The sequence below is a fragment of the Actinoplanes sp. NPDC020271 genome (assembly GCF_044388125.1).
In the GTDB taxonomy this organism is placed as follows: Bacteria; Actinomycetota; Actinomycetes; order Mycobacteriales; family Micromonosporaceae; genus Actinoplanes.
The window spans coordinates 88,182-107,799 of record NZ_JBIRWQ010000023.1; the positions used below are offsets into that span (position 1 = coordinate 88,182).

The 19,618-nt window shown below is 70.6% G+C and carries 19 protein-coding genes; 7 read left to right on the plus strand and 12 right to left on the minus strand.

What is annotated here, in order from left to right; genetic code table 11:
• The first annotated feature begins 251 nt into the window (after nt 1-251).
• The 5 genes from ACH442_RS36315 to ACH442_RS36335 all read left to right on the plus strand — a co-directional run bounded on the left by ACH442_RS36315 (nt 252) and on the right by ACH442_RS36335 (nt 6,528).
• Entirely contained in the window at nt 252-1,169 is a 918-nt protein-coding gene (locus tag ACH442_RS36315) for a patatin-like phospholipase family protein (RefSeq protein ID WP_396342614.1), read from the plus strand.
• Nucleotides 1,170-1,183: 14 nt separating this feature from the next.
• Entirely contained in the window at nt 1,184-1,330 is a 147-nt protein-coding gene (locus ACH442_RS36320; protein ID WP_396342615.1) for a hypothetical protein, read from the plus strand.
• A gap of 205 nt (nt 1,331-1,535) precedes the next feature.
• Nucleotides 1,536-2,432, plus strand: coding sequence for a hypothetical protein (locus tag ACH442_RS36325; RefSeq protein ID WP_396342616.1), 897 nt, complete (start codon nt 1,536-1,538; stop codon nt 2,430-2,432).
• A 230-nt stretch (nt 2,433-2,662) separates the two neighbouring features.
• Nucleotides 2,663-4,249 (plus strand): NAD(P)-binding domain-containing protein, encoded by a 1,587-nt coding sequence (locus ACH442_RS36330; RefSeq protein WP_396342617.1) that lies wholly within the window; start codon nt 2,663-2,665, stop codon nt 4,247-4,249.
• A gap of 98 nt (nt 4,250-4,347) precedes the next feature.
• Nucleotides 4,348-6,528: a putative bifunctional diguanylate cyclase/phosphodiesterase gene (locus ACH442_RS36335; RefSeq protein WP_396342618.1), complete on the plus strand. Its 2,181-nt coding sequence runs from the start codon at nt 4,348-4,350 to the stop codon at nt 6,526-6,528.
• A 110-nt stretch (nt 6,529-6,638) separates the two neighbouring features.
• Here ACH442_RS36335 and ACH442_RS36340 read toward each other — a convergent pair whose 3' ends face one another.
• Genes ACH442_RS36340 through ACH442_RS36355 form a run of 4 tightly spaced genes read right to left on the minus strand, consistent with a single transcriptional unit; the run spans nt 6,639 to nt 11,084 of the window.
• Nucleotides 6,639-7,349: a copper resistance protein CopC gene (locus ACH442_RS36340; protein ID WP_396342619.1), complete on the minus strand. Its 711-nt coding sequence runs from the start codon at nt 7,347-7,349 to the stop codon at nt 6,639-6,641.
• A 20-nt stretch (nt 7,350-7,369) separates the two neighbouring features.
• Nucleotides 7,370-8,539: a Dyp-type peroxidase gene (locus tag ACH442_RS36345; RefSeq protein WP_396342620.1), complete on the minus strand. Its 1,170-nt coding sequence runs from the start codon at nt 8,537-8,539 to the stop codon at nt 7,370-7,372.
• A complete protein-coding gene (locus ACH442_RS36350) occupies nt 8,536-9,078 on the minus strand; it encodes a copper chaperone PCu(A)C (protein WP_396342621.1) in 543 nt (180 codons plus the stop codon). The genes ACH442_RS36345 and ACH442_RS36350 overlap by 4 nt, the downstream gene beginning before the upstream one ends.
• Nucleotides 9,079-9,131: 53 nt before the next feature.
• On the minus strand, nt 9,132-11,084 hold the full coding sequence (locus ACH442_RS36355) for a cytochrome c oxidase assembly protein (protein ID WP_396342622.1): 1,953 nt from the start codon (nt 11,082-11,084) through the stop codon (nt 9,132-9,134).
• A gap of 150 nt (nt 11,085-11,234) precedes the next feature.
• Between ACH442_RS36355 and ACH442_RS36360 the strand changes: the two genes are divergently transcribed.
• Entirely contained in the window at nt 11,235-11,459 is a 225-nt protein-coding gene (locus tag ACH442_RS36360) for a hypothetical protein (protein WP_396342623.1), read from the plus strand.
• 13 nt (nt 11,460-11,472) lie between these two features.
• Here the strand turns inward: ACH442_RS36360 and ACH442_RS36365 are convergent, their stop codons facing one another.
• The 4 genes from ACH442_RS36365 to ACH442_RS36380 form a co-directional block, all read right to left on the minus strand.
• Nucleotides 11,473-11,802, minus strand: coding sequence for an STAS domain-containing protein (locus ACH442_RS36365; RefSeq protein WP_396342624.1), 330 nt, complete (start codon nt 11,800-11,802; stop codon nt 11,473-11,475).
• A 265-nt stretch (nt 11,803-12,067) separates the two neighbouring features.
• Nucleotides 12,068-12,802 (minus strand): DedA family protein, encoded by a 735-nt coding sequence (locus ACH442_RS36370; protein ID WP_396342625.1) that lies wholly within the window; start codon nt 12,800-12,802, stop codon nt 12,068-12,070.
• A 187-nt stretch (nt 12,803-12,989) separates the two neighbouring features.
• Nucleotides 12,990-13,460 carry a group II truncated hemoglobin gene (locus ACH442_RS36375; protein ID WP_396342626.1) on the minus strand — a complete coding sequence of 157 codons (471 nt, stop codon included), beginning with the start codon at nt 13,458-13,460 and terminating at the stop codon, nt 12,990-12,992.
• A gap of 179 nt (nt 13,461-13,639) precedes the next feature.
• Nucleotides 13,640-14,917, minus strand: coding sequence for a cytochrome P450 (locus tag ACH442_RS36380; RefSeq protein ID WP_396342627.1), 1,278 nt, complete (start codon nt 14,915-14,917; stop codon nt 13,640-13,642).
• Between the two features lie 93 nt (nt 14,918-15,010).
• Here ACH442_RS36380 and ACH442_RS36385 point away from each other — a divergent pair, with 93 nt between their 5' ends.
• Nucleotides 15,011-15,415, plus strand: a complete 405-nt coding sequence (locus tag ACH442_RS36385) for a YkvA family protein (RefSeq protein ID WP_396342628.1) — start codon at nt 15,011-15,013, stop codon at nt 15,413-15,415.
• Nucleotides 15,416-15,443: 28 nt separating this feature from the next.
• On the opposite strand, the gene ACH442_RS36390 is transcribed toward ACH442_RS36385, so the two are convergent.
• From ACH442_RS36390 to ACH442_RS36405, 4 genes are read right to left on the minus strand one after another with little or no spacing between them, the layout of a single operon-like run.
• Nucleotides 15,444-16,118, minus strand: a complete 675-nt coding sequence (locus tag ACH442_RS36390; RefSeq protein WP_396342629.1) for a TetR/AcrR family transcriptional regulator — start codon at nt 16,116-16,118, stop codon at nt 15,444-15,446.
• 44 nt (nt 16,119-16,162) lie between these two features.
• A complete protein-coding gene (locus ACH442_RS36395; protein ID WP_396342630.1) occupies nt 16,163-16,900 on the minus strand; it encodes an ABC transporter ATP-binding protein in 738 nt (245 codons plus the stop codon).
• Nucleotides 16,897-18,750, minus strand: a complete 1,854-nt coding sequence (locus ACH442_RS36400; RefSeq protein WP_396342631.1) for an ATP-binding cassette domain-containing protein — start codon at nt 18,748-18,750, stop codon at nt 16,897-16,899. The genes ACH442_RS36395 and ACH442_RS36400 overlap by 4 nt, the downstream gene beginning before the upstream one ends.
• Complete coding sequence (locus ACH442_RS36405) at nt 18,747-19,616, minus strand: branched-chain amino acid ABC transporter permease (RefSeq protein WP_396342632.1); 870 nt, start codon at nt 19,614-19,616, stop codon at nt 18,747-18,749. The genes ACH442_RS36400 and ACH442_RS36405 overlap by 4 nt, the downstream gene beginning before the upstream one ends.
• Nucleotides 19,617-19,618 lie beyond the last annotated feature (2 nt).

Here is a 19,618-nt window from a genome sequence, read left to right on the forward strand (position 1 = left end):
ACATGCGGCGCAATGGGTGCGGTCGCGGAAGGTGTGGTGCGCTGGGCTGCGGGTGCGGGGTAGCCAGGTGCTGAGCGGCGTGCGAGCGCCGTGCGGGCCGTCGCAGCCGGTGCTGCCGAACTGACGGGGCAGGTGACGGAAACCGGACGTGGCCGGGGTGCAGGGCGTGGCGTGGTCCGCAGGGTGTGGGGCGAGGCACGGCGTGGCGCAATGTTGATCATGATGGAGGGTGGGTTCGGTAGCATGCGCGCATGGTGCGGTCGCGGCGGGTGGCGCTGGCGCTGGGCTCCGGTGGCGCGCGCGGCTTCGCGCACATCGGCGCCGTTCAGGTGCTCGAGGAGCGCGGTTTCGAGATCGCCGCGGTCGCCGGTTCCTCGATGGGCGCGCTGGTCGGTGGTGTGCTCGCCGCGGGGCAGCTCAAGGAGTTCGCCGACTGGGCGTCGGCCCTCAAGCAGCGCGACGTGCTCCGCCTGGTCGACCCGAAGTGGTCGTCGCCCGGCGCGATGGCCGCGGATCGGCTGATCACCCGCCTGGGCAGCTTCCTCACCGACATCGACATCGAGGAGTTGCCGATCCCGTACACCGCGGTCGCGACCGACATCGCGTCCCGGCGTGAGGTCTGGTTCCAGAAGGGGCCGCTGCGGGCGGCGGTGCGCGCGTCCATCGCGATTCCCGGTGTCATCACGCCGGTGGTGATCAACGGGCGGCTCCTGGCCGACGGCGGCATGCTGAACCCGGTGCCGATCGAGCCGACCGCGGCCGCCGGGGCGGATCTGACGATCGCGGTCTCGCTGCAGGCGCCACGCCCGGCGCAGGAGTCGGCGGCGCCGGTGCGGGCCTCGGCCGAGCCGCAGTGGTTCGAGGACTGGCGGGTCCGGCTGCGGCAGGTGTTCCGGCTGAGCGGGCGGGACCCGGCGGCCGAGCCGGCCGGTATCCCGGACGTTCCCGAGGCGCTCCCGGCCGACCTGCGGATCGCCGACGTGCTGTCGTTGTCGCTGGACGCGATGCAGGATCTGATCTCGCGGTACCGGATGGCCGGGCTGCCGCCGGACGTCCAGGTCACGATCCCGGTCAGCGCTTGCCGCGTGCTCGACTTCCACCGCGCCGCCGAGATGATCGACATCGGTCGCGCGCTGACCACGAAGGCGCTGGACGACGCAGGCTACTGACGCCGGCCGGCCAGTTGATCCACGACGAGACGTCCGGTGCTCACGGCTACCTGTTCGCCCAGCGGGTGCCGTTCGCCCGCATCGGCGACGCCGGTTCCCGCCGCGCCGTCCACGAGAACCGCCCCGCCGAGCTCGCTCTCATCGCCACATTCGCCTCCTGACTCTCCCCGCATCGCCGAACCCGACACATTCCTCCGAATTGGTCAAGCGCTCCCGGCGGGGAAGAATTAACTCGATGGGGAAAGACATCCGCGAATGATCATGCATGGCCGCGGGTATTCTGTGACCCCACCTGGCGGCGTAGGCCGGCAGACCGGGATCTATACCCAAGGATGAGTCACTCCGGTGGGGCTAGGGGGGCCACACGTGAGTAGTAATGACAGCGCCGCGTACGCCTTTCCCGCCTGGCTTCAAATAGTTCTGGCCGTCCTCGGTCTCATCGGCACCGTGCTGAGCGCGTGGGGACTTGCCGTTTCTCTCCAGTGGTCGCCACGCCGGGCCAATGAGGAGCCGCGCAAGGGCATACCGCTGTCATCGATCCGCTTCTGGCGGCCGACTCAATATGCGCTGGCGCTCGGGAACCTCATGGACTTCGTCAGAAGACTTCAACAAAAGGTCTTCTACACCGGGAAGGAACGCGGTCATGTGACCGAGTCCGACCTCGTACGGTGGATCATTCAGCTGGCTCTCACGTGCGCTGCCCAGATGGTGCCCCAATCACTGGGCAAGGCAAATCTGTTCCGGGTCAGTTCGATCATCCGGGACAAGGCCGGGCGCACCACCGGAGTCCGTCTGTATTCCTCGGAGTTCGTCGGTGTCTTCTCCACCAGTCAACTCATCAACGTCTACCAGGCCACCGAGCTACGCAACGTCTTCTCGAACGACAGCCAGTCGGTGGATCAGTATCCCGCGGCTCTGCAATGTGTCGCCGAGGGTCTACCGACGATTCAGTCCCTCGCGCGCCGGAAGTCCTCGTTCGACCAGCCCGAGCGTTCATTCGGCGCGACGCACGTCCTCGCCATTCCCCTTCAAACTGCGGTCACCGGAATAACTTATGAGGATCAGGTCGTCTCCATCACCGTCGACTTGAAGTACGGACGATTGGGCTCGTGGCTTCTCGCGCATCGCGGCTTCCAGAAGTTCAGTGTCTACCGCCGCGCCAACCGCCTGGCGAAATTGCTGAGTGACATACCCGAGCTGTCCGACCATCGTTTTCTGCCGTCGAGTGATCATACGCCTGACTTGGGGTTCGACGGCGACTGATGACGCTGCGTAGCGGTCAGCGTGACGATCCGTTCGATTGCCGTCATCAGCCCCGATTTTGAACGACATTCACTACTCGCGGTTGATGCGTCGTTGAAACATGGCGTGAGTATGCTGTTCGGCGACGGACGAGATACGGTGCTGCGCGCGTCACCCACAGGGTTGCGTGTCACCCCGCTGCCAAGAGGTGTGCTGTGCCCGACAGTCGTAGTGCCCTCGGCGGGACAAGCGTGGCCACGGCGCTGCTCTTCGCCGCTCCGGCGATCGTTCTGGACGGCGCTTTCCCACGTCCGGCAGCCGGCGAGAATGCACACGGCCTCGACAAGACCTCAGATCACCTGATCGATGTGATAAAGGCCTGCCTGTGGGGCGATGACGCCGCAATGAGCACCGCGCACAGCTTGGTGACCGAGTTCAGCGACACCGCTGCCGTGGTCTCCGCCCAAACCATCGCCGCCGAGGACTTTTTTCATCGATCACTGGAACAGACTCGTGATCCCCGGTTGGCAGATTTCGTCGTTGCGGCCGAACAACGAAGATTCGAGATTCCGCCGCTCCTCGAATCTCTGGTGGATCAATTCAAGGTTCCCGCACTGTCGCCCATGGCCGACGCCGACGTCCTGGCGTGCCGTCATTTAATGGGCTCGACGATCGCCGAGTTGAAGACCATCAGGAAAGCTCTTCCGGGGCTGACATTCGCGGAGGTTCTCGGAAAACCATATTCGGCCAACCGGCTCGCCGTCATCGCCGCCAAGAACCACGGCATCCAGATCAACGACGCCTCCTGCGACATGCCACCTCTGGCCGCACGCGACTTCGGATCTTATGCGTCGATCCACCGCGTCTCGGCCCGCGCCGCGGTTGAGCGCTACGTCCAGGACAATCCGTCCCGCGCCGGACGGCCGCTGCTCGTCATCGATGACGGCGGTGCGCTGATCGACGCCGTGGGGCAGGCGGTGACGAACGGCCAGATCCGGCAGCCCGTCGTGGCGATCGAACAGACGACACACGGCCTGTACGCGGTGCAGGGATTCGCGAAGACCCCGAGCGCCCGCCGGCACGGCTTCGCCTGCATATCTGTCGCGCGCAGCGAGGCGAAACTTCGCAAGGAATCACTGCTGATCGCTCGTTCCGTCCTGGAGACGATCGAGTCGTGGCTCCTACTGCTCGGCCGGCCGTTACGCAATGTGGGAATCGTCGGTTTCGGCGCGGTCGGTGCGGCCGTGGCGAAGGCAATGACCAGTCGCGGCATCACCGTACGTATCCACGACAAGAATCCGAACAAGCTTGCCCTGGCCGAGATGCTGGGTGGCTTCGACATCGACTGGACATTGCCCGACCTGCTGCAACGGTCGGAGATCATCATCGGAGCCAGCGGCGGCACCTCGATCGATACGGCCGCGGCCGAATATCTGCGCGACGACACGATCCTCATCTCCGCTTCCTCCGGCGACCTCGAGTTCAGCGGGCTGCGGCACTGGTCGACGAGGCTTCATCCGATCATCCCCGACGACGCGGCGCCGACCCCGTTCGACCTTGCACACGGCATGATCGAGGCGACGTCCCGGCACGGCGACACCGGCACCAGGCGGGCCTTCGTGGCCAACCGGGGCTTCCCGGTCAACTTCGACGGCAGGTGCGATCCGATTCCGGTCCGCGACATTCAACTCACCAGAGCACTGATCGTCGGTGCCGTGCTTCAGGCCGCAGGTGCCGTCGACGGTACTTCGCTGTCAGGTATGACGGGCGTGTTCGAGCTGCATCGGGACGTCGATCAGTTCGTCACCGAGAAATATTCCAAGATCACCGAACGATAGCCGGCGCCAATACGTCTGAGGGATACGTCGCAGTGGCCGGGGCAACTCTCAGCTACGGGCAAGGTCGGACGATTCAGTGACCTGTGCAGCGAGAGCGTGTGTGGATCGGGTGGGTGGCGGCCGGCGTGGCCATCACCGCCGGTTGCTACTTCCTGCCCGCGGACGGCCTGACGTTCAACCTGATCTACAACGGGATCGGGCTGCTCTCCGCGCTGGGGATCCTGACCGGGGTCCGGCTGCACCGCCCGCGGCACGCCGCGGCGTGGTACTGGTTCGCCGCCGGTCAGGCCGCGTCGGTCGTCGGCGACCTGGTCTGGGAGTACTACCGCTACGTCCTCGACCAGGACCCCTACCCGTCCGTCGCCGACGCCTTCTACCTGGCCGGCTATCCGATGCTGGCCGCCGGGCTGTGGCTGCTGCTGCGCGCCCGGCGGGACGGCTCGGCGCTGACCCCGGCGGTGATGTCCGGCATCGGGCTCGGACTGGTCTTCTGGATCCTGGTGCTGCACCCGATCGCGGGCGAGTCCGCGACCTCGGCCTTCACCTGGTTCATCAGCACCGCCTACCCTGCCGCGGACGCGTTGCTGCTGGCCATGCTGGTCCGGCTGGGCACCTTGCGCGGCGGTTCGCCGAGCGCGTGGCTGCTCGGGCTGGCGGCGGCGCTGCTGCTCTTCGCCGACTGCGGGTACTCGATGATCAACCTGGACGGCGCCGCCGACGGGTACCTGTTCAATGCCGGCTGGCTCCTCTCGTACATCCTGTGGGCCGCCGCCGCCCTGCACCCGTCCATGGCCGTCGAGAACCGCGCAACCGGCTCGGGCTCGGACGAGCTCGGCCGCGCCCAGCGGGTGTTCCTGTCCGCCTGCACGCTGCTGCCCCCGGCGACGCTGCTGATCCCCGGCGTCGGCGACGACGTGCTGGACCGCATCGTGATCGGGGTGGCCTCCGGCGCGATGTTCCTGCTGGCCGCGATCCGGATGACCCGGCTGACCCGGCAGGTGCGGGCGAAGGCGGCCGAGCTGCGCGAGATCGCGATGCACGACGACCTGACCGGGCTGCCGAACCGGCGGCACTTCGAGGAATCCCTCACGAGCCACGGCCGTACGGGCGAACTGCGGGTCTTGTTCCTGGGTCTGGACGGTTTCAAGAACGTCAACGACGAGCTGGGCCGGCCGGTGGGCGACCAGGTTCTCGCCGTGCTCGCCGCGCGGATCGTGGCGACGGTCCCGGACGCGCTCGCGGCCCGGCTCGGCGGCGACGAGTTCGCGCTGCTGGTGCCCGGGTCGGAGGACGCCGGCCGGGTCGCGGAACGGCTGGCCGCGGCGCTCGCCGCTCCGGTCGGGGCGGGCGGGCACGAGCTGCTGGTCGGCGCGAGCATCGGGCTGGCCGCCGCGGCCGGGCCGGTCGAGGTGCTGCGACGCGCGGAGACCGCGATGCACGCCGCGAAGGAGACCGGCGAGCCCTACCGACTCTGGTCGCCGGCACTCGACGAACGGGCCGGCGAGCACGCCCGGCTCGGCGCGGAGATGCGGGCCGCGCTGCTGGCCGGTGACTTCCGGGTCGTCTACCAGCCGATCATCGCCGTGCCGGAGGGCCGGGTCACCGCCGTCGAGGCCCTGGTCCGCTGGCAGCACCCGCAGCGTGGCCTGGTCAGCCCGGCCCAGTTCGTGCCGGTCGCCGAGCGCAACGGCCTGATCGTCGACCTGGGCGCGTGGATCCTGCGGACCGCGTGCGAGCAGCTCGTCGCGTGGCACACCGAGCTGGGCGCGGACGCGCCGGACCGGATCAGCGTCAACGTGTCCGCGCGCCAGCTCGCCCGGCCGCAGTTCCCGTCGACGGTCGCCGACATCCTGACCAGCACCGGTCTGCCCGCGCACCGCCTGACCGTCGAGGTCACCGAGACGGCGGTGTTCGGCGGCGGTCAGGCGGTGACCGCGCTGCACGCGTTGCGGGCGCTCGGCGTGCGGATCGCGCTGGACGACTTCGGGACCGGGCACTCGTCGCTCGGACTGCTGCACACCGTCCCGGTCGACGTGCTGAAGGTCGACAAGTCGTTCGTCGACCGGGTCACCGAGGCCGGTCGGCACGCCGTGATCGCCCGCGCGCTGATCCAGGTCAGCGACGGGCTGGGCCTGACCGCGGTGGCCGAGGGGGTGGAGACCGAGGAACAGGCGGAGGCGTTGTACGCGCTCGGCTACCGCCTGCTCCAGGGCTATTACTTCGGCAAACCGGCCGCGGTCCCGGACTTCCGCCCGCGGGTGCACGCCCTGGAGGCGTGACCGGCGGTCATCGGAGAGCGCCGGCGTTGCGGGCGGCCCACCCGGCGTAGGTGCGCGGCGGCCGGCCGAGCAGCGACCGATGCCCGACCAGGGCCTGTTCCGTCACCGGATCACCCCGATGATCGGGAGGACGACCCGTCTCGGGGTGCGTCGGCGCGAGGACGTGCGCTTCTCCGGGCGTACCAGTAGACGGCGACGGCGATCAGCAACAAGCCGGCGGTGGCCGCGACGATCAGAGCGAGGCGGCCCGAACCGGTGGTCCCTGCCGCAGGCAGGGCGGTGGAGGCGGGAGCCGCGGCGGCGGGCAGCGACGGATCGGCGACCGTGAAGGTGTAGGACCCCTGCACGGTGTGCCCGTCCGACGACACCACCCGGTAGGCGACCGTGTAGACCCCGTTGACCAGCGCCTGTCCGAGAGTGATCGTGCCCGCTCCCCCGTCGACGGCCGGTCTCGCGGCCGGCACCGGTTGCCGGGCGGTGTCGCTGACGACGATCGTGGTGAAGTCGGGGTTGAGCCGCTCGCTGAACCGCAGCGTCACCGTGGAGGGTGCGCTGGTCAGCACGGCGTCCTTCGCCGGGTCGGCGCCCAGCAGTTGTGTGTGGGCCGATACCGGCGCCGCCGGCACGAGGAGCGCGAGCAGCAAACCGATCAGGAACGGGACCACCCGCCCGGGAGCCGGCACGGCGCGCCTCGAAGCGGACGCGGCGGACGCGGCGGACGCGACGGACGCGACGGACGCGACGAGCGCGGCGGGCATCGCGGCGGACGCGGCGGGCATCGCGGCGGACGCGGCGGGCATCGCGGCGGACGCGGCGGGCATCGCGGCGGACGCGGGTCCGATCAGGACAGGGACTGCTCGCCGATCCAGCCGCCGGGGGCGCAACCGGGCGGGACGGCGAAGACGGCGGAGCCGATCGGGGTGATCCATGCGTTCAACAGGTCCTTGTCGGCCAGGCGTTGCTGGATGGGTACGAACTGCCGGGCGATGTCCCGCTGGTAGGACGCGAAGATCAGGCCCGCGTCCGGGTGCCCGGCCGGGTCGGGCGCGCCGTCGTAGTTGTACGGCCGCCGCAGGATCTTCAGCGCCGGATCGGTCACGTGCGCCCGGGTGACGTGCGCGTAGTCGGGCATCGCGGGCAGCCCGGAGGCGTCCAGCGCGGTGAAGTCCGGCTCGTCGTGCTCGGCGGTGCCGCTCAGCGGGGCACCGGACTCCAGGCGGCGGCCGGTGGCGTTCTCCTTGTCGGCCACCGACAGGATGTCCCACTTCTCGATCTCGGCGCGGATCCGGCGCACGACCAGGGTGGTCGAGCCGTCCGGGTTCCACACCGCGGTGTCGATCAGGTCGCCGCGCGGGTTGGCGGTGCCGTCGAGCTGACCGAGCACGTTGCGCTGGGTGTGGCCGGGCGCCTGCACGCCCGGGCTGCGGCGGAAGCCCTGCTGCACCCAGCGGACCGCGGCGAACGGCCGGGCGTCCTTGACCAGCATCCGCTGGGTGTGCGCGACCGTCAGCGGGTCGTCGGCGCAGATCTGGAGAAGAAGATCACCGCCGGACCAGCGCGGTTCCAGCCGGTCGATGCCGAATGCGGGCAGCGCGGCGACCGGGCTGGGCCGCCCCGCCGCCGCGTAGAGCCCGGGTCCGAATCCGAACGTGACGGTCAGCCGGGCGGGCAGCCCGGCCAGGGTCGCGTCGGTGTCGCCGAGCGCCGGGATGCCCTGGGTGAGCCGGGCCGCGTCGTCGGTGAGCAGCCGCAGCATCCGGCTCAGGGCGGCCCGGTCGGTGCCCGCGGCCAGGGTGAACGCGACGAACGCGGCGTGTGCGGGCGGCTCCTCGGCGACACCGGCCTGGCGCGGGCCGTGGAAGGCGACCGTCGCCGTGCCGAGGTCGCCGGTCTGCGCGACCGGGATCGTGGCCGGCTGTCCACCGGCGGCGACGACGGCGGCACCGGCCACCGCGCCGAGCCCGGCGACGGCGCCACCGGTGAGGAGGCGCCGCCGGCTGACGCTGGTCACGACCGGCCCGGGGACGGCATCGTCATGCCCGGCGCCGCGGAGGGCATCGCCATCCCGGGCGCGTAGCTCTCGCCCGCTCCGACGAACGGTTTCGCGACGGCGGTGAAGGCCACCGTCGTACCGTCGGAGAGTTTCAGGTCGAAGGTGACCTGGTCACCGGCCTTGATGTCGTGCGCCGGCTTCATCAGCATCAGGTGGTCGCCGCCGGGTGACAGCTCGTGGGTGCTCTTCGCCTTGACGACGAAGCCGCCCTCCTTCGGCTGCATGACCATCGCGCCGTCCTTCATGGTCATCTCGTGCAGCTCCATCGGCGACGCCGGTGAGGCCGCGGAGGCCACGGTGAGGTCGCGGTCGGTGTCGTTGACCAGCACGCCGAACGCGGCGGTCATGGTGCCCGCGTCGGCCGCTTTCACCCAGGGGTCCTTGACGGTCAGGGTCGTCGCCGCGGCCGCCGGGGGCGTCGTCGCCACCCCGTCGTTCGTGCCGCAACCGGTCAGGCCGAGGGCGAGCGCTGCCGCCACGATGAGGAACTTTCGCATGCTCTACAGGTCTCGATCCGCCCTCGATAAGTTCCCGTTCAAACCATGATTTTTCAGGATTTTCCCGTACGGGCGGACGCCTGCGCCAGAAACGTGTTGTACCGGGCGAGGTCGTCCTCGTCCCCGCTCGCCTCGGCCCGGTCCGCGGCCCGGTCCAGCCGCGCCTGCTCCCGCTCGTCGGAGCGGATCCACTGCCGCACCAGCAGCAGCATGATCACCACCGCCGGGAGCTCACCGAACGCCCAGGCCAGCCCGGCACCGAGCCGCTGATCGGCGAGCAACGACGACGCCCACGCGGGGTGGACCGACGTGTACCAGCCGGCGGCGATCACCGTCGTGGACTGCAGCAGCACGAAACCGAAGAACGCGTGCGCGACCATCGCCAGGAAGTGCACGACGGTCAGCATCGCCGGGTGCACCCGGCGCCGGCCCGGGTCCACTCCGATCAGCACCCAGAACAGCAGGTATCCGGCGAGCACGAAGTGCACCAGCATCGCCAGGTGCCCGAGGTGGTACCGCATCAGCGTCGCGAGGAGGTTCCCCAGGTACAGCCCGTAGAGGCTGACGACGTAGATGCCGAGCGCCACGAGCGGGTGACCGAGCAACCGGACGACGCGGCTGTGGAGGATCACCAGCAGCCACTCGCGGGCGCCGCGCACCTGCGGGTCGGCCGGGCGTCGCAGCGTGCGCAGGGCCAGGGTGACCGGGGCGCCACCGACCAGCAGGATCGGCACCACCATGGAGAGCACCATGTGCTGGACCATGTGGACGCTGAACAGCACGTAGGCGTACTTGGCCACGCCCAGCAGGGTGAACGCGCCGAGCACCAGCAGGCCGCCGATCCAGGACAGGGTGCGGCTCACCGGCCAGTCGTGACCCGCCCGGCGCATCCGGCGCACCCCGGCCAGGTAGACCCCGATACCGACTGCCACCGCGGCGACGAAGAAGAAGTCCGGAAGAAGATCACCGACCATCCGTACGGCGGTGGGCGCGCCCGGCGGCGTGAAACCGAGCAGTTCGACGAGCGGGTCCGGCACCGCGACGTCCTCGGCGACCGGCGTCGGCGTGCGCGACAACCCGACCGCGAGCCCGATGGCGGCACCGAGCACCACCAGTTCACCGGCGGCGAGCCGCACGAAACTTTCCGCCCACACCGCGCGGCGCCGGTGAACGGCACCGATCAGGCCGACGGTCAGGAGGGCGAGCACCTTCACCGCGACCAGGACGCCGTACCGGGAGTTCCACAGCGCACCCCAGTCCCCCAGCCGGACCGCGGCGTTGGCGACCCCGCTGACCGCCGTCGCCACGAAGCAGCCCAGCGCCAGCCGGCTGTAGCGCCCGGCCGTGTCCGCGAATCGCCGGTGCCGCCGGACCAGCAGCAGGCCGGCCAGTCCACCGGTCCAGAGCGAGGCCGCGACGACGTGCACGGCCAGGCTGGTCACGGCGATCTGGTGATTCCCGGCGCCCGCGGCATGGCCGGTGAACGCCGGCGGCACGATCGCGGTCGTGGCCAGCAGGGCGGTGACCGCGGCCGGTCCCCGGGAGGTCCCGCCGCGGCTCAGCACGGCGACGGCGAGCGCCAGGCCGGTCTGCAGCAGCAGGGCCTGCCCCTGCGAGATGTCGGAGGCGAAACTGACCACCGCCTGGCGGCTGAGCTGCCCGGCCGGGACCGCCAGGACGTCGGAGACGGTGAGGACGATCAGGGTGGCCGAGGCGAGCGCCCAGAGGAGCGCGAGCCACGTGGTACGCCGGAGCAGCCACCAGCCCCGGGCGGCGACGCTTCCGCCGTCACCCGGCAGCAGGAACGCGGCGGTGACCGTGAGACCGGCCGTGAGGACCCCCAGCAGGTTCGCCAGCAGGGTGACGGCGGGCAGGGCCCACTCGGTGCCGGCGCCCGGGCTGGGGATTCCGGGCAGGACGGTGTCGTCGACCGCTCCGCCGAACCGCAACGCCCCGATCAGGACGACGATGGCTGCCGCTATGGGCGCTGTCCGTACTACTCGCACGGTCCTTCAGTCGGTCCGTCCCCCCATGTGGTTCCCCGCATGATCCACATCTCACGCCGCGTGGTCCGCGAAGTCGGAGAACGAGGACGATCTTGCCGCGGTGGGGGCCGGACTCGACGGCGGTGCGGGCCGAGCAGGTCCAGCGCCCGCGTGGCAGTCTCCACGCTGGTGCCGGCCGCGCCTGCCTGCATCCACGGCATGGCCGCCGGCTTCCGGGCCCAGGATCGCCGCACTGCGAACTCGGCCGAGGCCTCACCCGGCCGGGACAGCTCGACGCTGCCGGACACCTCGCGGCCGGCTCCCGGGCTCCCGACCGGGCTGCGTCGTTCGTCGCTCCCCGCCTCGCAACCGGGCCGCGCATCACTGCTGGCCTAGCGACCGGGCGGGATCACTCCAGACCGAAATCGTCCAGCAGCTCGGTGATCGTCAAGACCTGCCGGACGATCGGCAGTGGGTCGCGCAACTCCAGGCGGCGACCGGCGGCGGCCGCGGCCTGGCGGCACTCGACCAGAGCCTGGAGCCCGGCCGAGTCGACGAACGTCAGCCGACTCAGACCGAGGGTGATCAGTGCGGCGCCTGACGCGGTCATCACCTGGTCGAAAGCGGCCACCAGGGCAGCGGTGTTCGGCCCGTCGAGCTCCCCGGCGAGATCGACGCGGACGGTCCGGTCGTCGACGGTCATCGGTGCGCCGATGCGCAGCGCGTGATCCTGCTCCACAGCTCACTCCAGCGTTGACGAGGTCCGGCACCGCAGAAGGCGGACTTCAGCGACAGTACGTGATGGCCCCGCCCGTCCCGGTGAGCGGCACACCGCCGCGGTCCCGCCGACCCGCGCCGCGGCACCGGTCAGGGAACGCGGCGCCGGGTCGCGCGGTCTCAGGGCGTCACGTCGCGGATCGGCTTGACGCCGCCGTGCGCGGTCATCCCGCCGCCGACCGGGATCTCGGCGCCCGTGATGAGCGTGCCATCAGCCGGGCTGATGATCAGCCCGACAGGCTGCCGGCCGCCGCGATCCGACGGGCGGTGCGGGCGCACGGCGTCGGCCGGGCCTCGCCGCGGCGCCGATCGCGGACGGTCCGTTCGGAGCGCCGATCCACGACCGCCACGGCGGAACACTGGTCCACGACGGCCACGGCGGAGCTCGTGTCGAGGGTGGTTCTGCCGCGGTGCTTCTCGATCACGGCGCAGACCGCGGCGAGGATCATGCCGAGTGCCATGCCGAACGCGGCGCCGAGCAACGGATGGTGGGTGAAGGTGGCGCCGCCGATCCGGCCGAGGCCGAGCGCGTACACCGCCCAGGCCACCCCGGCGATCGCGCTGAACAGCCGGAACCTGCCCCTGGGGAACGTCACCGAGCCGGCGGTGACAGTCGTCGCGGTCCGCCCGTACGGAATGAATCGCCCCACCAGGATGGCCGTCCCGCCGTACCGCTGGAGTGCTCTTTCGCCCTTCGCCCGCACCTCGGCCATCCGCGCGTGGGTCAGCCGGCCCGCCCGGCGCCCGATCCGGTAGGAGATCTGATCGCCGGCGATGCCTCCGGCGGCGACCGCGCCGAGCAGGGCGAAGACGTTCGGCGTGCCCGTCGCGGAGAACGCGAACAAGCCGATGACGAGGGTCTCGGACGGCATCACCGGGAGGAAACCGTCGATCCCGACGGCCACGAGGACGACCACGTAGATCCACGGGGAGCTGATCAGTGGCATCAGGTGGTGCAGCATCGCCGGTCCTTCCTCGATCCGTTGTCACCGAAGGTACGGATGAGGGAGGCACCGCTGCGATGGTGCAGACCCGCCGATCCGGGTAGGGACAACCCCACCAGGTGAAGGCGACGGACGGGTTTCGCCGGAATGCCACGGGGCTGACGGTTCGGCCTCCGCCGGGCGGTACGAGATCACCTGCCGGCGGCTACTCCCCACCGGGAAGGTACGGCGGCGCCACGCCCCATCCCCAGTGCGGCATGGGCGCCTCGCGCGGCGGCGTGGCATCCGGCTGCGAATTGGCCCGGGCCAGCCGCGTACCCCACTCGAGGTAGCCCATGAACGCGGCTCGAAACTCCGGGTCGTCCGGCAGGCCGACCTCGTCCGCCGCGTCGGCCAGCAGGTTCACCCAGCGGCGGCGCTGCGGCTCGGTGATCGCCCGGCCGAGGTGATGACCGAGCATGTGCGCGTATCCGCCGCGCTCGGTGCTGTAGCGGGCGGGACCCCCGAAGACCTCGGCGAGCCACATCGCCACGTACCGCGGATGATCCGCGTCCATGTGCGCGAACAGCGGGCCGACCACCTCGTCGGCGAGGACTTTCTGGTAGAACCGCTCGGTGAGCCGCTCGAACGCCTCGGCACCGCCGGCCCAGTCGTACAGGGTGGGTACATCCGTCATGCGTCCACCATAGAGCGATGCAACGGTGTAAGTATGTAAACATTCCGGCATGAAATCTGCCCCAGGACGAGCGGACCGCCGATGATCACCGAGACGCTCGGCGGGCCGGAGATCGCCGAGGTACCGGCTGAGCGCCTCGATCACCCACCTATCCGCTGGTCAAGGCCTTGGTCACGGCATCACGGCGCCGCGGATCCGCGGGGCTTGGCGCCCACGTGGCCGTCGGCCGCACGCCCGGCCGCAGTCCGGGTGCCGGAGACCTCCAGGGCCATCCGGCTGCGCGGCAACGCGGGGATCCGCCGCAGCGAGATCGACAGATCCTGCTCCGGTACGGCGTACTCCAGGCGCGCCAGGCGCACCGCGAGCGTGGCCAGGATCGCGAGCGTGACGTCCTCGCCCGGGCACCGGTGCCCGGTCCGCGGGTCGCCGCCGCCCTGCGGGATCAGCTCGTCACGCCCGGGTTCGCGGTCCACGAACCGTTGCGGGTCGAAGCGGTACGGTTCCGGCCACAGCCGCTCGTCGTGGTTCTGCCCGTAGATGTCGAGCAGCACCATCGCGCCCGCGGGGATCCGCTCCCCCTGGAAGAAACTCTCCTTCACCGCGACGCCGCCGACGAACGGCGCGAACGGGTAGAAGCGCCGCAACTCGTGGGCGAATGCGACGGCGTACGGCAGGTCGCCGTCCAGCAGACGTTCCCGCAGCTCAGGCCAGCGATGCAAGGCGTGCCCGGCGAACGTCACGAACCAGGAGACGGCCACCGTCGGCCGGATGATGTTGAGAAGTTCCACGGCGGCCAGCTCCGGTTCGAGGCGCCGGCCGTCGGTCTCGGTCAGCGACGCGACCTGGCTGAGCACCGAGTCGTCCGGGTTCGCGCGGGCCTGCTCGATCAGGCCGGACAGCCACCGCTCCAGGCGCCCGCGGGCCTTGCGGGCCCGCCAGTGCCGCCGGCCGGCCGTCGCGAACCCGTCGACCAGTGCGGTCAGGTCCGCGGCGGTCCCGGCCACGTCGGTGACCGGAACTCCGGCCCAGGCGCAGACCGCTTTCGTGATGACCTTCGCGGTCTCGTCGAACAGCACGATCGAGGGCTGACCGGCCCAGTCGGGGACGGCGTCGTCCCAGGCCCGGCCGACCTGATCGGCGAGCTGCCCGACTTGGCGGGCGTCCTTGAGCACCGACAGGAACATCATCTTGCGGTTGCGGTGGCCGATGCCGTCGAGCGTGTGGATCGCCCCGTGCCCGAACAGCGTCCCCTGCACCGGCTCCGGGATCGCGCCGTGGCGCCGGATGTGCTCCTCGTCGTAGAAGAATGTCACCGCCGCCGGGCCGCGCAGTCCGACCGCGCGCTTGCCCATCAGCCGGGTGTGCAGCACGTCCGGGTTCGGGGAGTGCCGCCGGCGTCCCGGAAACCAGGAGTAGCCCTGCGCGGCCAGGCCCAAGCTGTCGTCCAGTAGTGGCATGGCGAACGTATGCCCCGGCGACATCCGCAGAAACGCCCCCGGCACCGTCACCCCGCACAGTCATCCTCGCGGTACCCGAGGACAATGGCGGCCATGAGGTGGATCGTCAGCATCGGCGTGGGGCTGCTGGCGGTGTGGATCGCGCTCGTCCTCGCGCTGCTGCTGGCCAAGCCGGACAAATTACAGCTGCGAGAGGCGTTGCGCCTGTTGCCGGACCTGCTCCGGCTGCTCCGCCGACTCGCTGCCGACCGCACCCTGCCCCGCGGCGTGCGCATCCGCCTCGGGCTGCTGCTCGCGTACCTCGCGATCCCGTTCGACCTGATCCCGGACTTCATCCCGGTACTCGGCTACGCCGACGACGCCATCATCGTCACGGCCGTCCTGCGCTCCACGGTCCGCCGCGCCGGTCTCGACGCCGTCCGCCGCCACTGGCCCGGCACCGACGCCGGTTTCGCCGCCCTGACCAGCCTCACCGGCCTGCGGCCCCCACCTCGCTGACACCACGGACCCCGCCGAGGCCGGCCCGTCAGCTCGCGCGGTGATCTGCCGGCGGCCCGTCGGCCCGGGCCGTGACGTGCGCGACGACCAGGTCACCGATCGTCCGCCGCAGATGGTCCCGCAACGCCGGGTCCAGAAGATCACGCCCGAAGATCGCCCGGAACGTGTACCGGTTCGCCCCACGGAACACACAGAACGCGCTGATGATCATGTGGACGTCGAGCGCGTCCAGATCCTCGCGGAAGATTCCTGCGTCCCGCCCGCGCTGCATGATCCGGGTCAGGACCTCCAGAGCCGGCGCCGCGAGGACCTCCCGCGACTGCGACAGCTGCAGATGCTGGGCGTAGTGGATGTTCTCGATCGCCACCAGCCGCACGAAGTCTTGATGCGACTCGTGGTGATCGAAGGTGAGTTCGGCCAGCTGGCGCAACGCCTCGACCGGCTCGAGGTGGTCGACGTCGAGCTGCTGCTCCAGCGCGCGGATGTGCCGGTAGGCCTGCTCCAGCACCGCAAGGAACAAACCTTCCTTGCCGCCGAAGTAGTAGTAGATCATCCGCTTGGTGGTCCGGGTCTTCGCCGCGATCTCGTCCACCCGCGCCCCGGCGTAACCCCGATCGGCGAACTCGTGCGTCGCCACCTCCATGATCTCGGCGCGGGTGCGCTCGGGATCCCGGACGCGTTCCCTCGCTTCCGGAGATGACATGCGCGTTCCTTCCGTCGCCCCGCTGGGCACCACTGTAGGTGAGGTCAGAGACCGAGGTAGATCCGCCGCACCCGGGGATCGTGACGCAGCCGCTCGGACGGGCCGGTCATCGCCACCTCGCCGTTCTCGACGACCAGGCAACGGCTCGTGGCCTCGAAGGTGAGTTTCGCGTTCTGCTCGACCAGCAGCAGGCTCAGCCCTTCGGCCCGCAGGCGCAGCAGCACCGCGAGAATGTCCTCGACCAGTTTCGGCGACAGGCCCATCGACGGCTCGTCCAGCAGCAACAGCCGGGGCTTCGACATCAGCGCGCGCCCGATCGCCAGCATCTGCTGCTGGCCGCCGGAGAGCGCCCCGGCGAGCCGGCCGCGCATCTCGCCGAGCACCGGGAACAGTTCGTAGACCTCGGCCAGCGTCGCCCGGGTCTCCGCGTTCCACCGGCGCGCGTAGGCGCCGAGAAGAAGGTTCCTCTCCACCGGCAGCCCGGCGAAGACATGTCGTCCCTCGGGCACGTAGCCGATGCCGTGCCGGACCATGTCGCGGGCGGCGACACCACGGAGGTCCACGTCGCCGAAGCGGAGCGCGTGCACCCGGCGCGGCACGAGCCCCATGATCGCCTTCAGCGCCGAGGTCTTCCCGGCCCCGTTGGCACCGATCACCCCGACGGCGTCACCGGCCGGAACCTCGAGACCCAGCTCCCGTACGGCGCAGACACCGCCGTAGTGCACGGTCAGGCGCTCGACGGTCAGCGCCCGGCCGGTCGTCACCTGCGCCACCGCGGTCATCGCGTCACCTCCGAGATCGGCGGCAGGTCGCCGGAGTCCATCGAGTCACCCAGGTACGCCTCGATGACCGCCGGCGTGCGGGCCACCTCGGCCGGCGTGCCGTCGGCGATGATCCGCCCGCCGGCCAGCACCGTCACGCGTTCGCAGAGCGACATGACCAGCCCCATGTTGTGCTCGATGATGACCACGGTGATCCCGCTGTCCCGGATCGACCGCACGATCTCGGCGAGCTGCCGCACCTCCTCGCCGTTGAGTCCCGCGGCCGGCTCGTCGAGCAGCAGCAACGCCGGGGCGGCGGCGACCGCCCGGGCGATCTCCACCCGGCGCTGGATGCCGTAGGGCAGCGACTTCGGCGCGAGCCCGGCGAACTCGGCGAGCCCGTACCGGTCGAGGACCTCGCCGGCCTGCCGGTGCAGGTCCCGGTCCCGGCGCAGCACGCTGACCGGGTGCAGCAGGTAACGCCAGCTCTCCCGGGTCCGGCTGCGGTCCTGCGCGACCAGAATGTTCTCCTCGACGGTCAGGTCGCCGAAGAGCCGCAGGTTCTGGAAGGTTCGGGAGATGCCGGCCCGGGCCAGCCGGTGCGGGGCGTTACCGGTCATGTCGGCGTCACCGAACCGGACCCGCCCGCGGGTCGGCCGGTAGAGCCCGCTGACCACGTTGAACAGCGTGGTCTTGCCCGAGCCGTTGGGGCCGACGACACCGCGGATCTCGCCGGCGGCGACGGTCAGCGACACGTCGTCGAGCGCTTTCAGGCCACGGAACTGCATGGTCAGCTGCTCGACGCGAAGAATGTCCCCACCGCCGCCACCGGGCTCCTTCCGTTCGTACCGCCGGAAGGGTCTCAATCGCGCGGCAGCGCCCCGGTGACCACGGCGGCGGGCGAGGGCCACGCGGACCCGGACCGGGAGCCCGGCCAGGCCGGTCGGGGCGAAGACCACGACCAGGACGACGACCGAGCCGTACGCGATCTGAGCGATCTGCGGGTGGTCGACGAGCGCCTCGCGGACCAGGGCCAGCCCGGCCGCCCCCACCACGCAGCCGACGAGACTCTGCCGCCCGCCGATGATCACCATCGCGAGCAGCAGGAACATGGTGGCGACGGTGAAGGATTCCGGCGCGACGTAGCGGATCAGTCCCGCGTAGAGCACACCACCGACGCCGCCGTAGACACTGGCCAGCAGGAAGGCGGCCATCCGGAGCACCGGCACCTCGGCGCCGAGGGCTCCGGCGGCGAGCGCGTCGTCGCGCATCGCGCGCATCCGCCGGCCCAGGCCGGTGCGGACGACGAACAGTCCGAAGGTGAGCAGCACCGCGAAGACGATGAGTTCCAGGTAGTAGTAGAGATATTCGCTGGAGAGGTCGACGCCGGGGATCCGCGGCACCGGGATGCCGGAGATGCCCTCGGCACCGCCGGAGATCTCCGCGTTGGTGACCCAGCTGGTGAACGCGAGCGCCAGCCCGAGCGTGACGATGCCGAGGTAGTGCGACTGCACGCGCAGCGCGGGGATGCCGATGACCAGTCCGATCACCACCGTGGCCAGCACCGCCAGCACCGCGGAGACCCAGAATCCCAGGCCGGCCCTGGTGGTGAGAATCGCCGTCACGTAGGCGCCGACGCCGAAGACCGCCACCTGGGCCAGGTTGACCTGGCCGGCGATCCCCATGGTCAGGCCGAGGCCGATCGCGAGGACGGCGAAGATGAGGATGACGTCGACGACGTGAACGGCGTAGGAGTCCAGGCCGTAGGGCAACAGCCAGGCCGCCACCGCCCCGGCCGCCAGGAGAGCAGGTTTCCTTCCCGGGCGCCGTCCGCCGGCCGGGCGCGGTTCTCCGTTCGCTGACGTGCTCATGCGCGGTTCACCGTCCGCTCGCCGAAGATGCCGGTCGGGCGCACCATGATGATCACCGTGAAGGCGATGAAGGTGACCAGCTCGGAGTAGCCCTGGAAGTGCCCGGCGGTGAAGGAGTCGAGGATGCCGATGGCCAGGCCGCCGACGATCGCGCCGGGGATGCTGCCGAAGCCACCGAGGACGGCGGCGGCGAAACCCTTGATGCCGAGCGCGCCGCCGAGCGCCGGGCTGACGTAGAGCAGCGGGCCGACCAGGCCACCGGCCAGCGCGGCGAGACCGCCACCGATCATGAAGGCGATCGCGTTGCTGCGGCCGACGTGGATGCCGACCGCGGTGGCGGCCTCGTGGTCCATGGCCACGGCCTGCATGGCGGCGCCGCGTTTGGTCCGCGCCAGGAACAGGACGAGCAGCACCGTGGCGGCGGCCGCGATGAAGAGCACCACCAGGTCGTACGTCCGGATCCGGAGCCCGAGGACGTCGAGCGGCGCGGCCGGTACCGGGGACTTCACGGCCCGCCCGGTGGCGCCCCAGATCGCGATGACCAGGGCGTCGAGGACGATGCCGAAGCCGATGGTGCCGATCAGCATCAGGTCGAAGTCACGGTTCTCCAGCGGGCGCAGCACCCGTTCGATGACCAGGCCGATCATCGCGGTGACGGCGATGGCGGCCACCATCGCCACGGCGAACGGCAGCTTGGCGGTCAGGTAGAAGGTGGACGCCAGGTACGCGCCGACGGTGACCACGTTGCCGTGGGCGAAGTTGACCAGCCCCATCGTGCGGTAGACCAGGGAGAATCCCAGCGCCACCAGGGCGTAGACGGCGCCGAGGCTGACGCCGCCCACGATCGTCTGAAGGAAAACCTGCATGG

Excerpts from the sequence above, each read along its gene's own strand:
- ACH442_RS36370 (WP_396342625.1), bottom strand. The coding sequence starts at position 12,802 with ATGCTGCACCACCTGATGCCACTGATCAGCTCCCCGTGGATCTACGTG.
- ACH442_RS36340 (WP_396342619.1), bottom strand. The coding sequence starts at position 7,349 with ATGCCCGCCGCGTCCGCCGCGATGCCCGCCGCGTCCGCCGCGATGCCC.
- ACH442_RS36350 (WP_396342621.1), bottom strand. The coding sequence starts at position 9,078 with ATGCGAAAGTTCCTCATCGTGGCGGCAGCGCTCGCCCTCGGCCTGACC.
- ACH442_RS36400 (WP_396342631.1), bottom strand. The coding sequence starts at position 18,750 with ATGAGCACGTCAGCGAACGGAGAACCGCGCCCGGCCGGCGGACGGCGC.
- ACH442_RS36385 (WP_396342628.1), top strand. The coding sequence starts at position 15,011 with ATGAGGTGGATCGTCAGCATCGGCGTGGGGCTGCTGGCGGTGTGGATC.
- ACH442_RS36395 (WP_396342630.1), bottom strand. The coding sequence starts at position 16,900 with ATGACCGCGGTGGCGCAGGTGACGACCGGCCGGGCGCTGACCGTCGAG.
- ACH442_RS36380 (WP_396342627.1), bottom strand. The coding sequence starts at position 14,917 with ATGCCACTACTGGACGACAGCTTGGGCCTGGCCGCGCAGGGCTACTCC.
- ACH442_RS36375 (WP_396342626.1), bottom strand. The coding sequence starts at position 13,460 with ATGACGGATGTACCCACCCTGTACGACTGGGCCGGCGGTGCCGAGGCG.
- ACH442_RS36315 (WP_396342614.1), top strand. The coding sequence starts at position 252 with ATGGTGCGGTCGCGGCGGGTGGCGCTGGCGCTGGGCTCCGGTGGCGCG.
- ACH442_RS36405 (WP_396342632.1), bottom strand. The coding sequence starts at position 19,616 with ATGCAGGTTTTCCTTCAGACGATCGTGGGCGGCGTCAGCCTCGGCGCC.
- ACH442_RS36390 (WP_396342629.1), bottom strand. The coding sequence starts at position 16,118 with ATGTCATCTCCGGAAGCGAGGGAACGCGTCCGGGATCCCGAGCGCACC.